Source organism: Auraticoccus monumenti, assembly GCF_900101785.1.
GTDB classification, from domain to species: Bacteria; Actinomycetota; Actinomycetes; order Propionibacteriales; family Propionibacteriaceae; genus Auraticoccus; species Auraticoccus monumenti.
This window is the reverse complement of record NZ_LT629688.1, coordinates 1,055,443-1,069,394: the sequence shown is the minus strand read 5'-3', so window position 1 is coordinate 1,069,394 and position 13,952 is coordinate 1,055,443. Positions and strand designations below refer to the sequence as shown.

The window sequence follows — 13,952 nt, the reverse complement described above, 5'->3', positions numbered from 1 at the left end:
GTGCGGGGCCGCGGGCTATGCTCGAGCCGCCGCTCGAAGCCGTCGTCGGCAGAAGGAGTCGGTGACTGATGTCGAGCCCCGCTCTCATGGGTCTCGCGCCCGTCCTCGTCCGCCTCACCGGGTCCGGGTGCGCCCGCACGACCGACGGGTGCCTGCGATGAAGCAGACCTGGATCCCGGGGCGCGACAACAAGGCTGTCCGCCACACCGGCGACCCCGGGGCCCTCCGCCCCTCCGGCGACCCGTCGGCGCCGTCGGCCCTCGTCCTCGGCGGCGGCATCGCGGGCATCGCGGCAGCGGTGGGCCTCGCCGAGCGCGGCGTCGTGGTCACCCTCGTCGAGCGCGAGGCACAGCTGGGCGGCCGCGTCCGCTCCTGGCCGGTGCAGCAGGTCGACGGCAGCGGCACGACCATGAGCCGCGGCTTCCACGCCTTCTTCCGGCAGTACTACAACCTCCGCGCCCTGCTGCGTCGTGTCGACCCGGCCCTGCAGGGCCTCACCCCCGTCGACGACTACCCGCTGGTCCTCGCCGGCGGCCACCGCGACTCCTTCGCCCACGTGCCCAGGACGCCGCCGCTGAACATGGCCGCCTTCGTCGCCCAGAGCCCCAGCTTCCGTGCGGCCGACCTGGCGAAGATGAACAAGCAGGCCGTCTGGGAGCTCCTCGACGTCGACTTCCCCGCCACCTTCTCGGTCCACGACGGGGAGAGCGCCGCGCAGTTCCTGGACCGGCTCGGTTTCCCCGACGCCGCCCGGCACCTGGCCCTGGAGGTCTTCGCCCGGAGCTTCTTCGCCTCCCCCGACGAGTTCTCGGCCGGCGAGCTGGTGGGCATGTTTCACAGCTACTTCCTCGGCTCGTCCGAGGGCCTGCTCTTCGACGTCCCCGTCGACGACTACGACACCGTCTTCTGGGCACCGCTCGGTCGCTACCTGCAGCGGCTCGGCGTCGAGGTCCGCACGGGTGAGAGCGTCGTGGGCCTCGAGCTGGGCGGCGAGCACGGGCCGGTCGAGGTCACCACCGACGCGGGCACCCTGACCGCCGACACCGTCGTCCTCGCCACCGACCTGCGCACCACCCGCCGCCTGGTCGAGGCGACCGAGGGCGGTCCGGACGACCCCGACTGGCGGAGCCGGATCCTCGAGACGGAGAACGCCCCGCGGTTCGCCGTCTGGCGGCTGTGGCTCGACCGTCGCGTCGACGCGGAGCGCCCGGCCTTCCTCGGCACCAGCGGCTACGGGCCGATGGACAACATCACCGTGCTCGAGCGGTTCGAGGCGGGTGCCCGCCGCTGGTCCGAGGCCCACGACGCCTCCGTCGTCGAGGTGCACGCCTACGCCCTCCAGCCGGGCGACGGCGACGACGACCAGGTCCGCCGCACCCTGCGGGCGGAGCTGGCCCGGGTCTACCCCGAGACCGCCGACGCGGAGGTGGTCGCCGACGAGTGGCTGGTGGAGGACGACTGCCCTCTGGTCGGCACCAGCCCGTGGCTGCGCCGGCCGGAGGTCTCGACGCCCGACGCACGGCTCGTGCTCGCCGGCGACGGCATCCGGTGCGACTTCCCGGTGGCTCTGATGGAGCGGGCCGCGACCACGGGCTTCCTGGCCGCCAACCAGCTGCTGGGCGGCTGGGGCCTGGCCGGCCACGACCTGTGGACGGTGCCGATGAGCACCCGGCAGCCCGCTCTGCTGCGCGTCAAGAGCCTGCTCGACCGCGTCGGGGCCTGAGCAGCCGAGACGCTCTCACACCGGCAGCGGCCCGCTGCTCCGGTCGCCGATGATCCGCTTGTAGGCCAGCTCGGCCGAGATCAGGCAGATCGGCATGCCGATCCCCGGGTTGGTGCTGGCCCCCACGTAGTAGAGGTTGAACAGCTTCTTGCTGATGTTGTTGGGCCGGAACGCGGTCTGCTTCATGGTGTGGGCCAGGCCGAGGGCCGAGCCGCCGTAGGCGTTGTAGTCGGCGGTGAAGTCCCGCGAGGTGTACGTCCGCTCGAAGACGATGCGCGCGTCCAGGTCGGGGACGTCGAAGTCGGCGGCCAGCAGGTCCAGCGTCCGTCGGCGGTAGATGGCGACGTCCTCGTCGGTCATGGACAGACCCGGCGCGACCGGCACCAGCACGAACAGGTTCTCGTGGTCCTCGGGCGCGGCCGTCGGGTCGGTCCGGCTGGGGGCGCAGACGTAGTAGGACGGGTCGTCGGGCCAGGCCGGGTCGTCGAAGATCTGCCCGAAGCTGCCCTTCCAGTCCTGCCCGAAGGCCAGGTTGTGGTGGGTCAGGCTCGGCACCCGACCCCGCAGCCCGAGGTAGAGGATGAAGGCGCTCGGCGCCAGCGTCTTCTTCGCCCAGTACCGCGCGGGGTAGGTCCGTGACCCCTTGTCCAGCAGCTCGGTCTCGGTGTGCGCCATGTCGGCGTTGGAGATGACCAGGTCGGCCTGGAGCGTCTCCCCCGACTCCAGCCGGACGCCGGTGGCCCGTCCCCGCTCGGTCAGGATCTGGGCGACCGGCGCCCCGGTGCGGTACCGGACCCCGTGCTTGGCGCCGATCGTCTCCAGCGCCCGGATGATCGAGTAGATGCCGCCCTGGGGGTAGAAGACGCCCATGTTGAAGTCGATGTGGCTCATGATGTTGTAGAGCGCCGGGGTGTTGTAGGGCGAGGACCCGAGGAACACCAGCTGGTACTCGAGGATCTTCTGCACCGCATCGGTGGAGAACGAGCGGCTGATGTACTTGTGCATGTTCTCGAAGACGTGCAGCTGGCGGCCCTGCATCGCGGTCTTGCGGTCGATGAAGTCGAAGAAGCTGTCGTGGTTGCGGTACATGAACTGGTCGATGGCGATCGCGTACTGCTCCGCGGAGCTGTCCAGGTAGCTCCGCAGCGCCTGGCCGCTCCCCGGCTCCAACCGCTCGAAGGTCTCCACGTCGCGGTCCAGGTCGGAGAACATGTCGACGTCCAGGTCGGTGCCGCGGAAGGCGATCCGGTAGGACGGGCTCAGCCGGTGCAGCTCCAGGTGGTCCTCGACGCGCTCGCCGAGCAGGGCGAAGAAGTGCTCGAACACGTCGGGCATCAGGTACCAGGACGGACCCATGTCGAAGCGGAAGCCGTCGGCCTCGAAGTAGTTGGCCCGGCCGCCGAGCAGGGCGTTCTTCTCCAGCACGGTCACCTCGAACCCGCGCCGGCCCAGCAGCGCCGCGCTGCCCAGGCCCCCGATGCCTCCGCCGATGACCAGTGCAGTGCTCACGGGGCGTGACGATAGCCGGGCGACAAAGCGGCGACCGTGATGACGCCGACCAGCACCGGCAGCCACTGGCCGCTCCAGGCGTTGACCGCCGTCCAGAACACCAGCACCAGCCACAGGTTCCGCGCGAACAGCCCGGGCAGCGGCCGCGGCAGCCGGCGCAGGACCAGCACCGCGATCCCGCCCGAGACCACCCAGCCGGCGAAGTTGACCAGCGGCACCCCGTAGTACCAGCCGGGCTCGTCCCAGGCCCAGAAGCCGAGGCGGACGGCGGCCGGGTCGAGCACCAGGTCGCAGACGACGACCAGCACGACCGCCTGCCAGGAGCGGCGGGTGGACGCCAGGCTGCCGAGCAGCAGCGGGGTCCAGGCCAGCAGCACCGTCGGCGGGGCCAGCCCGAGCACCGGCGGGCCGAGCACCCCGCTGTAGGAGAACCGGCCGTAGGGCACCCCCGTGGCGACGGCGATCGACTCGAACACCACGGCGTACAGCCCCAGCCCCAGCAGCAGGGCGGTCCCGCGCCGGGCTCCCAGCCAGCGGATCGCGCCGACGATCACCGGTGCCGAGAACAGCAGGATGGCCAACGCGGACACCCACCAGTAGCGCGGTTCCAGCGGGGCCCTGACCAGTCCCGCCGCGGCGGCGACCAGGAGGCCGGCCAGCAGCCAGCGGCGACGCCGGAGGGCTTTGTCCACCGATCTAGCATGTCAGTCGATGCGTCACCTGCTCCGGGTGTCTCGGCCCCGGTTCTGGATGTACCTGCTCGGGCCGTTCATGGTGGCCCTCGCAGCGACGTCGTTGCGCCCTCCGCTGGAGGTCTGGCTGCTGGGCCTCTACCTCACGCTGCCGGCCAACCTGCTGATCTACGGGGTCAACGACCTGTTCGACGTCGAGACCGACCGGTTGAACCCCAAGAAGCGCGACTACGAGCACCTGCTGCAGGCCGGTCAGCGTCGCAGTCTCGTGATCGCCATCCTGGCGCTCAACCTCCCCTTCCTCGCCCTGGTGCCGTTGCTGCCGCACGCCTGGCCCTGGCTGCTGCTGTTCCTGGTCACCGGCCTCGGCTACTCGGTGCCCCCGCTGCGGGCCAAGGCCCGCCCGGTCCTGGACGCGGCCTTCAACATCCTCTACGTCGCCCCCGGCATGGCCGCGTACGCCACCCTCAGCGGCGGCCAGCCGCCGCTCCCGGTGCTGGTCGCGGCCCTGCTGTGGTGCATGGCCATGCACGCCTACTCCGCCGTCCCCGACATCCCCGCCGACCGCGCCGCCGACCTGGCCACGGTCGCCACCTGGTTCGGCCGGGTCCGGACCCTGCTGCTGTGCGGCCTGGCCTGGGCGCTGGCCGCCCTGCTCGCCTTCCCCTACGTCGGCCCCTTCGCCGTGCTGGCCGGGCTCGCCTACCTCGGGATGACCGCCCTGTCCCTGCGCAGCCGTGGACCCGAGCAGCTCTTCGCGCTCTACCGCCGCTTCCCCCTGCTCAACGCCGCTCTGGGCGGGGCGCTGTTCGTGGTCACCGGCCTGCAGCAGTCGACCTGGCCCTTCGACTGACCGGGGCCCCCTGCGCAGGTTCGTGGTGCCACGTGCGACGTCACAGCCCGGGGGCAACCGGCCACCGTCTACGCCAGGGCGTGTCCCTGTCGACGGACGCCGCGTCACCGGCGCCCGCCGGGCGGGTCCCCGTCGTCCTGGAACCAGCGGCGTCGATCGTGCACCGAGTTCGGTGCAGAGGTGACGCCGCTGGGATGGACCGAGGGCGGCGCAGCCGGGGGGGGCTGGCGGCCCCGTCGGCACGGACCGGTCGGCCGAGAGTCAGCCGCGGACGGGCTCGGGCCCGGTGTAGCGCGCCAGCGGGCGGAAGATCTTGGTCCCGCGGGCCTGCTCGGCGATGTGCGCGCCCCAGCCGACGACCCGGGCGCAGGTGAAGGTGGGCGTGAACAGCGACCGGGGCAGACCGCACTGCTCCATCACCACACCGGCCCAGAACTCGACGTTGACGTCCAGCCGGCGCCCCGGCTTGAGCTCAGCGAGAGTGTCGAGGACGGTCCGCTCGACCTGGAGCGCGAACTCGTACAGCTCGCCGCCCAGCCCTGCCGCCACCTCACGCAGCACCCGGGCGCGGGGGTCCTCGGTGGTGTAGACCCCGTGCCCGAAGCCCATGATGCGCTCGCCCGCGGCGACCCGCCCGCGCACCCACGCCTCGGTGCGGTCCGGGGTGCCGATCGCGTCCAGGGCGTCCAGGGCACGGTCGGGTGCGCCGCCGTGCAGCGGGCCGGTGAAGGTGCCGATGGCGGCGCAGACCGCGGCGACCACGTCCGCCCCGGCGGAGGTGACGACCCGGGCGGTGAAGGTGGAGGCGTTGAACCCGTGGTCCAGCGTCAGACCGAGGTAGGTACTGATCGCCCGCTCGACCTCCGGAACCGGTACCCCGCCGGTGACCAGGTGCACCCAGCTCGCCCCGGCGCTGAGCGAGGGGTCAGGCTCCACCGGGGGAAGGCCGTGCGCCAGCCGGTGCAACGCGGCCAGCAGGGTGGGCGTGACGGCCGCGACCCGGAGCACGTCGGCCCGGACCCGGGCGGGGTCGGCGCCCCACACCGGCGCGAACCCCTCGACCGCGCCCAGCTGGGACAGCAGGGTGCGCAGCCGCGGCATCAGGTCCCGGGCGTCCCCGGAGCCGGCCACCAGGGGCAGCAGCCGCCCCAGCTCGGCGGGCAGCCCGCGGGCCTCCCCCACCTCGGCCACGAAGGCCGCCAGCTCCTCCGGCGTCGGGAGGTGGCCCTCGAGCAGCAGGTGCCAGGCCTCCTCGAAGCCGTACTCGGTGGCCACCCGGGTGGCGTCGTGCTCGCGGTAGTGGAAGAACCCCTCCGCGCCCCGCACCTCGCCGATGGTGGTGTCGGCCACCACCACGTCCTTGAGCCCCGGAGGGGCGATCAGTCTCTGGGTCATGGGGTCAGCGTGCGTCGGGGTGGAGTGGTGGTCAACGTTGACCGGATCAACCCTCTGCCACCCTGGGACGGTGGACGCGGTGCAGATCGACGGGGTGGACCACCTGAGCAGCAGCCAGGTCGCCCGCCGGCTGGGGGTGCGGCTGGAGACGGTCTACGCCTACGCCAGCCGCGGCGTGCTGCACCGGCGCCGGCTGCCCGGGCGGCGCGAGAGCTACTTCGCCCTCGCTGAGGTGGAGACCCTCACCCGAGGGAGCGGCGGCGGCCGGCGACGCCCACCCGGGCTCAGCGACGACGTCCGCACCGCGATCACGCTGATCGAGCACGACCGGCTGTCCTACCGCGGCCAGGACGCCTGCCAGCTGGCTGCCACCACGTCCTTCGAGGACGTGGTCGCTCTGCTCTGGCGGACCCCGCCCCGGTTCGAGGTCGATGCGGAGGAGGTGGAGCTGGCCCGCCGGCTGCTCGCCCTGCTCCCACCCGCCGCCTCCTCCTCCGACCGCCTGCGGGTGGTCACCAGCGTGTGCGCCGCCGGGTCGCCCACCCGCCACGACCTCGACCCGGCCGCCGTCACCGACGCGGTCGCACGTCTCCTGGCCACCAGCGTGGCGACGCTCCCCGCGGCGTCCCGACCGACCGGTCCAGCCGTGGACACCGACCGGCCCACCTCGACGCCGGAGCGCCCAGGTCCCCGCGCCGGACCAGGGCCCGCCGCCCAGCCCGACCACGACGCCGGAGCCCCCGAGGACGCCGGACCCGACCGCGACGCCCCGGACCTGTCGACGAGCCGCACCGGGTCAGCCCGGACCGCCCCGACGACGCCGGTCCGGGTGGACGTCCCCTCCGCCCTGGCCCGAGCCCTCGGGGTGGGTGAGGTGGGCTGGGTGGAGCAGGCGCTGGTCCTGCTGGCCGACCACGACATGGCCGCCTCGACCACCGCCGGACGGGTCGCGGCCAGCGTCCGGGCCGACCCCTACGCGGCCGTGACCGCCGCGGCCGCCGCCTTCGACAGCCCTCGGCACGGCACCGCCGGCCGACGCGTGCACCGGCTGCTGACCGCCCTGGCCGAGGACCCTGCGACCACGATCGCCCAGTGCCTGGACGACGCGTCGGTGCCCGGGTTCGGACACGTCGTCTACGCCGACCGCGATCCCCGGGCCGAGCTCCTGATCGAGCGCCTCGACCAGCTGGTCGACCACCCCCTGCTGGCCGCCGTCGAGCTGCTCAGCGACCGGCTCTGGCAGCGCCGCGGGCTCCCCCGCACCGTCGACCTCGCCCTCGCCCTCGGCGCCCACGTGCTCGGCGGTGACGCCCGGCTGCCCGAGACCCTCTTCCTGCACGCCCGGATGGTCGGCTGGACCGCGCACCTGGTCGAGGAGTACGCCGAGCCCCCGCTGCGCTTCCGTCTCACCGGTGTCTACACCGGTCCACGTCCCACCTGACCGACCCACCTCCCCGTCGGCAGGACGAGGGACCGGACACGATCTCCACAGCTCGGCGCTGGCAGGCCGACCCGCCGGGACCCTGACGCCGCTGGGCGCGCCCGCCCGTCACGCCCGCCCGCCGGTCGGCACCCGGGTGCGGCGGGGACGGGCTGCTGCTGGGGCGAAGCCCGCTCCGGCGTGCGGTCCGGTCACCACCGCTTCCTCGGACGCTCTTGCCAGGCCCTCTTCGGCGGGTTAGCGTGGCCCGGTCATGAGAGCGCTCTCACGGCGTCTCGGGTGAGAGCGCCCCTCCTCGAGAACGGAAGACACCGTGGTCTCACCCCGTCACCGCCTCCACCGCACGGCCGCCGCGCTGGTCGGGGGCCTCCTCGTCACCACCACGCTGCTGGCTCCGGCCGCGGCCTCGCCGCTCGACATCCCGCACGACTTCTCCGCCGGCCCCGACGGCTGGTTCTCCTACGGGCCGGGCGCCACCACGGAGGTCACCGACGGCGAGCTGTGCACGAGCCTCCCGGCCCACAGCGGCAACCCCTGGGACGTCGCGGTCGCCCACAACGCGGTCGGGCTCGAGGCCGGCACCACCTACGACGTCGCCTTCACCGCCAGCTCCACCGCCGAGATCGCGATCCGGGCCCAGGTCGGCATCAACGCCGAGCCCTACCCGGGCGTCCACGCCGAGGACCTCACCATCACCGCCACGCCCGAGGAGCACTCCTTCTCCTTCTCCTTCACCTCCGACGTCGACGCCGAGGCGGCCGAGACCGGCGGCCAGCTCTCCTTCCAGATCGGGAACCAGGGCGAGCCCTTCACCTTCTGCCTCGACGACTTCTCCCTGACCGAGGCCGGCGCGACCGAGGAGCAGCTGCCCGCGCTGGACGTCCCGCCGTTCTTCACCACCGGCAACCTGACGCCGAGCACCACGGTCGAGGAGGGCGTGCTGTGCACCACCGTCCCGGCCGGCACCACGAACACCTACGACGCGATCGTCGGCGTGAACGGCATCCCGGTGCAGGAGGGCGGCAGCTACACCCTGTCCTTCCTGGCCAGCGCCGACGTCGCCTCCGACATCACCGTGGTCGTCGGGGAGAACGGCGGGGACTACCGGCAGGCCTTCAGCCAGGCGGTCGCCCTCGACTCCGCCGAGCCCACCCGCTACAGCTACGAGTTCACCTCCGACCTCGCCTTCCCGGCCAGCACCGGCGACGGCGCCCCCGAGGGACAGGTCGCCTTCCAGCTCGGCGGCGGCGCCGAGGCCTTCGAGCTCTGCCTGAGCGAGCCGTCCCTCGCCCTCGAGGTCGCCGCGGGCGGGAACCTGGTCCCCAACGGCGACTTCGGCAGCGGCGCGCTGGACCCCTTCACCGCTCCCGAGGGCGTCGCGGTCGACCTGTCCTCCGGGGCCGCGTGCCTCACGGTCCCCGACACCCTCGGCCAGTACGACGGCCTGGTGCTCAACGGGCTGGCCGTCGAGGAGGGCCAGACCTACACCCTCACCTTCGACGCCAGCGCCGACCCGGGGAAGACCGTCCGCGCGCTGATCGGCGAGAACGGCGGGTCCTACGGCACCGTGCTGGACGAGGACGTCGCCCTCACCGCGGAGACCACCGGTCACGAGCTCACCTTCGTCGCCTCCGCCGGGTACCCCGCCGCCACGGTCGACCCCGGGGACGGGCCCTTCGAGGGCCAGCTGGCCTTCCAGGTCGGCGGCCGCGGCGCCTTCGACTTCTGCATCGACGACATCTCGCTGGTGGAGAGCGACACCCCGCCGCCGCCGTACGAGCCGGAGACGGGCCCGCGGATCCGGGTCAACCAGGTGGGCTACCTGCCCGACGGCCCCAAGCAGGCCACCCTGGTCACCGACGCCACCGAGCCGCTGGAGTACGAGGTGCTGGCCGACGGCATCGTCGTCCACACCGGTCAGACGGTGCCCGCCGGCCTGGACGAGACCGCCGGCACCGACGTCCACGAGCTCGACTTCTCCGACTACCGCCCCGACGTCGTCGACGCCGACGCGGTCCACGAGATCGCGGTCGACGGCGAGGTCAGCTTCGAGTTCGCCGTGCGCGACGACCTGTACCAGCAGCTGCGTGCGGACGCGCTCAACTACTTCTACCCCGCCCGCAGCGGCATCGCGATCGACGGCGGCATCATGGACGGCCAGCCCGACGCCGGGGAGTACACCCGCGACGCCGGTCACGTCGAGGACCCCGACAGCTCGCTGGTCGCGGACAGCCCGAACCGGGGCGACGTCGACGTCCGGTGCCTCAGCCCGGAGACCGAGGGCGACTACTGGAAGTACGGCGACTGGTCGTGCGACTACACCCTCGACGTCGTCGGCGGCTGGTACGACGCCGGCGACCACGGCAAGTACGTCGTCAACGGCGGCATCTCCGTCGGCCAGGTGCTGAGCACCTACGAGCGCACCCTGTACAGCCCGACCGGCACCGGCAGCGCGCTCGGCGACGGCAGCCTGAACATCCCCGAGAGCGACAACGGCGTCCCCGACCCGCTGGACGAGGCGCGCTGGGAGCTCGAGTGGATGCTGAGCATGCAGGCGCCGGACGGGGCCCAGCACGCCGGCATGGTCCACCACAAGATCGCCGACGTGGACTGGACCGGTCTCCCGCTGCTCCCGTCGGAGGACCCGCAGGAGCGCTACCTGCACCGCCCCTCGACCGCGGCGACGCTCAACCTGGCCGCCGTCGCCGCCCAGGGCGCCCGGCTCTGGGCCCCCTACGACCAGGCGTTCGCCGACGAGCTGCTCGCCGCCGCCCGGGTCGCCTGGGACGCCGCGGTGGCGACACCTGACCTGTTCGAGCCGGCGCCCAACGCCGACCCGAGCCCGGGCAGCGGTCCCTACGACGACGACGAGGTGGGCGACGAGTTCTACTGGGCCGCCGCGGAGCTGTTCCTCACCACCGGTGAGGAGGCGTTCGAGGAGCACGTCCTGGGGAGCCCCTTCCACACCGCCGACATCTGGTCCCCGAGCGGCTTCAGCTGGGGCTCCACCGCCGCCCTGGGTCGGATGGACCTCGCCACGGTGGAGTCCGACCTGCCCGGCCGCGACGACGTCCGCGCGTCCGTGGTCGAGGGGGCCGACCGCTACCTGGGGTGGCAGCAGGCCCAGCCGTTCGGCACCGCCTACCCCGGCAACGAGGGGGTCTACGAGTGGGGCTCCAACAGCGCCGTGCTCAACAACCAGGTGGTGATCGCCACCGCGTTCGACCTGACCAGCGACCAGGTGTACGCCGACGCGGTGCTGGAGGCGATGGACTACCTGCTGGGCCGCAACGCGCTGAACAACTCCTACATCACCGGGTACGGGGACGTCTTCTCCGACGACCAGCACAGCCGGTGGTTCGCGCACTCGATCGACCCGGACCTGCCCAACCCGCCGCGGGGCTCCGTCGCCGGTGGCCCGAACTCCGACGTCGGCACCTGGGACCCGGTCATCTCCGGGCTCTACGACGAGGAGCGGATGTGCGCCCCGCAGCGGTGCTACCTCGACGACATCCAGTCCTGGTCCACCAACGAGATCACGGTGAACTGGAACTCCGCGCTCTCCTGGGTCGCGTCCTTCGTGGCCGACCAGCAGGCCGGTGACGAGTCCGGGGCCGGGCAGGTCGTGGACGTGGTCGACCACCCCGAGGACATGACGGTCGAGGAGGGCGAGGACGCCGTCTTCACCGCCTCCGCCAGCGGCGACCCCGTCCCGGACGTCCAGTGGCAGCGGCTGGTCGACGGCGTCTGGACCGACGTCGACGGCGCCGAGGAGGAGACCTTCACCTTCGAGGCGGCCCTGGAGGACGACGGCGCCCTCGTCCGGGCCTACTTCTCCAACGGCTTCGGCGGGTTCTTCACCGACCCCGCGACGCTGAGCGTCACCGACGCCGAGCCCCGCCCGACCCCAGGTCCCTCCGACGAGCCGGACGACGGCACCCCTGACGACGGCGGTGCACCCGACGACGGGGCCAGCCCGGGCGCGGGCGGGCTGCCGGAGGACGGGGGGACGCCGTCCGAGCCGGGCGCCGGCGGCGGGCCGACGCAGAACCTGAGCGACACCGGCCCGTCGGACCTGGTCCTCCCGGCCCTGCTGACCGCGGTGCTGCTGCTGGCCGTGGGCAGCGTCGTGGTGGCCCGGGGCCGGCGTCAGCAGGACGAGCTGGGCTGACATGGGCCGGGGGCGGACCGCGGGGGCCGGGGGTGAGGGGCCGGGCTGGCGGGGTCAGGGTGTGACGTCTCGCCGCGACCACGCGGCAGGACGTCGCAGGCCGATGCCGCCAGCGGGTGAGGGCGGTGCGATCGCCCGATTCCCACCGGTGGGCGCCAGCCTGGTCGAGGCTCCGGTGGCGGCTGGGTCGCGGGGGCACCAGACGGAGCCCCCGGGTCAGGCCTGCTCGGCCTCGGGCGGTGGCTCGCCCTCGCGCTCGTCGCGCTCGGCCCACTCCAGCAGCGTGTCCAGGGTGTGGCTCACGTCGTCGATCCCGGCGTGCAGGTCGCCGAGGCGCTGGTAGCGCTCGGGCACCGTGGCGATGGTGAGGTCCTGCGGCTCGACGTCGTCCACCTCGTCCCAGGTGATCGGCGTGGAGACGGTGCCGTGCGGGTTGCCGCGGACGGAGTAGGCGCTGGCGATGGTGTGGTCGCGGGCGTTCTGGTTGTAGTCCACGAACAGCTTGGCCGGGTCGCGGTCCTTGCGCCACCAGGTGGTGGTGACGTCCTCGGGGCTGCGGCGCTCGACCTCGCGGGCGAAGGCCCAGGCGGCGCGGCGCACGTCCTTGAACCCCAGCGTGGGCTCGACCCGGACGTAGACGTGCAGGCCGTTCCCGCCGGACGTCTTGGGGTAGCCGGTGATGCCCAGCTCGTCGAGCACCTCGTGGCACCGGTGGGCGGCCCGCCGGACCGTGGCGAAGTCGCAGTCGGGCATCGGGTCCAGGTCGATCCGCCACTCGTCGGGCTTCTCGGTGTCGGCGCGCCGGGAGTTCCAGGGGTGGAACTCCACCGTCGACATCTGCACCGCCCACACCACCTGGGCCAGCTCGGTCACGCAGAGCTCGTCGGCGGTGCGGTCGTAGCGGGGGAAGTGCACCCGGACGGTCTCCAGCCAGGGCGGCGCCCCGTGCGGGACCCGCTTCTGGTGCACCTTCTCCCCGCTGACCCCGGTGGGGAAGCGGTGCATCATGCAGGGCCGCTCGCGCAGCGCGTTGACGATCCCGTCACCCACCGACAGGTAGTACTCGACCAGGTCGAGCTTGGTCTCACCCCGGGCGGGGAAGTACACCCGCTCGGGGTTGGTCACCCTCACCACCCGGTCGTCGACCTCGATCTCGACCGCCGGCGACGACGTCTTGGCCATGCCCCAACCTAACGCGCACGGCTGACGGGCGGCGCCGGACCTCCGTCAGCCGCGGGCGGCGGCCAGCCCCTCCAGCAGCGGCGTGGTGGGACGTCCGATCAGCCCGGACAGGTCGCCGGTCACCTCGCCGAGCGCCCCGACGGCGATGTCGGCGTCGATCTGGGCCACGAACCAGGCGGTGCCCGCGTCCAGACCGGCGGCCTGCAGCAGCTGCTCGTGCTCGGCGCGACCGACCTGGCGGAGCCGCACCTCACGGCCCAGCAGCCTGCCGAAGACGTCGGCCAGCTCGGCGGGGTCCCAGGCGTGGTCGCCGCCGAGCTCGAGCACCCGGCCGTCCACCCCGCGGTCGGTGGCCGCGACGGCCAGGGCCTCGGCGAAGTCGCGGCGCGAGGCGCTGGCCACCCGGCCGTCCCCGGCACCGGTGACCAGCTCACCGGTCGCGGCGGCCTGCTCGAGCTGGGGCCGGTAGCCCTCGGTGTACCAGTTGTTGCGCAGCACGGCCGTGGTGAGCGCGGACGCCGCCAGCAGCTCCTCGGTCGCCTTGTGGTCCGGGGCCAGCACCAGGGACGTGGTGGTCGCGCGCGGGGCGCTGGTGTAGACGAGGCGGCTGACCCCGACCGCCTCGGCGGCCTCGATCACCGAGCGGTGCTGCTCGACCCGCTGGCCCACCTCGCTGCTGGAGATCAGCAGCAGCGTCTCGACCCCGGCGAGCGCCTCACGCAGGGCGTCCGCCTCGCCGTAGGCCGCGGTGCGGGTGGTGACCCCCGTGGCCCCCGCCAGCGCGGCGAGCTTCTCCGGGGAGCGTCCGACGGCCACGACCTCGCCCGCCGGCGTGCCGCGGGAGAGCAGGGCGTCGACGGTGAGCCGTCCGAGCTGGCCGGTGGCACCGGTGAGGGCGATGGTCATGAGGAGCCTTCCGATTTGGTTGCAGCGTCAACCAAGGCAAGCAGCGGCCCCAGCGCGATATTCCCGGCGTTCGTCCCGGG

Annotated in this window: 9 protein-coding genes; 4 read left to right on the top strand and 5 right to left on the bottom strand. The window is 73.2% G+C overall.

The features are described 5' to 3' along the window. Window positions 1-157 precede the first annotated feature (157 nt). Complete coding sequence (locus tag BLT52_RS04930; RefSeq protein WP_090591201.1) at window positions 158-1,723, top strand: FAD-dependent oxidoreductase; 1,566 nt, start codon at window positions 158-160, stop codon at window positions 1,721-1,723. Window positions 1,724-1,738: 15 nt separating this feature from the next. Here the strand turns inward: BLT52_RS04930 and BLT52_RS04925 are convergent, their stop codons facing one another. Together BLT52_RS04925 and BLT52_RS04920 are read right to left on the bottom strand one after the other, a co-directional pair. Beyond that, on the bottom strand, window positions 1,739-3,232 hold the full coding sequence (locus tag BLT52_RS04925) for a phytoene desaturase family protein (RefSeq protein ID WP_090591198.1): 1,494 nt from the start codon (window positions 3,230-3,232) through the stop codon (window positions 1,739-1,741). Next, window positions 3,229-3,924: a carotenoid biosynthesis protein gene (locus BLT52_RS04920; protein WP_090591196.1), complete on the bottom strand. Its 696-nt coding sequence runs from the start codon at window positions 3,922-3,924 to the stop codon at window positions 3,229-3,231. Before BLT52_RS04920 ends, BLT52_RS04925 begins: the two co-directional genes overlap by 4 nt. Window positions 3,925-3,943: 19 nt before the next feature. Here BLT52_RS04920 and BLT52_RS04915 point away from each other — a divergent pair, with 19 nt between their 5' ends. Further along, complete coding sequence (locus BLT52_RS04915; protein WP_090591194.1) at window positions 3,944-4,777, top strand: prenyltransferase; 834 nt, start codon at window positions 3,944-3,946, stop codon at window positions 4,775-4,777. A gap of 261 nt (window positions 4,778-5,038) precedes the next feature. On the opposite strand, the gene BLT52_RS04910 is transcribed toward BLT52_RS04915, so the two are convergent. Next, window positions 5,039-6,172, bottom strand: coding sequence for a citrate/2-methylcitrate synthase (locus BLT52_RS04910; RefSeq protein ID WP_090591192.1), 1,134 nt, complete (start codon window positions 6,170-6,172; stop codon window positions 5,039-5,041). Window positions 6,173-6,242: 70 nt separating this feature from the next. On the opposite strand from BLT52_RS04910, the gene BLT52_RS04905 reads away from it, so the two are divergent. Beyond that, window positions 6,243-7,613: a citrate synthase gene (locus tag BLT52_RS04905; RefSeq protein ID WP_157676981.1), complete on the top strand. Its 1,371-nt coding sequence runs from the start codon at window positions 6,243-6,245 to the stop codon at window positions 7,611-7,613. A 313-nt stretch (window positions 7,614-7,926) separates the two neighbouring features. Next, complete coding sequence (locus BLT52_RS04900) at window positions 7,927-11,784, top strand: glycoside hydrolase family 9 protein (RefSeq protein ID WP_090591188.1); 3,858 nt, start codon at window positions 7,927-7,929, stop codon at window positions 11,782-11,784. A gap of 216 nt (window positions 11,785-12,000) precedes the next feature. Here BLT52_RS04900 and ligD read toward each other — a convergent pair whose 3' ends face one another. Then, the gene (gene ligD, locus BLT52_RS04895) at window positions 12,001-12,966 is read right to left on the bottom strand and encodes a non-homologous end-joining DNA ligase (protein WP_090591186.1); all 966 of its coding nucleotides are present in this window, start codon (window positions 12,964-12,966) and stop codon (window positions 12,001-12,003) included. A gap of 45 nt (window positions 12,967-13,011) precedes the next feature. Continuing rightward, a complete protein-coding gene (locus BLT52_RS04890) occupies window positions 13,012-13,872 on the bottom strand; it encodes an NAD(P)H-binding protein (protein ID WP_090591184.1) in 861 nt (286 codons plus the stop codon). Window positions 13,873-13,952: the final 80 nt, after the last annotated feature.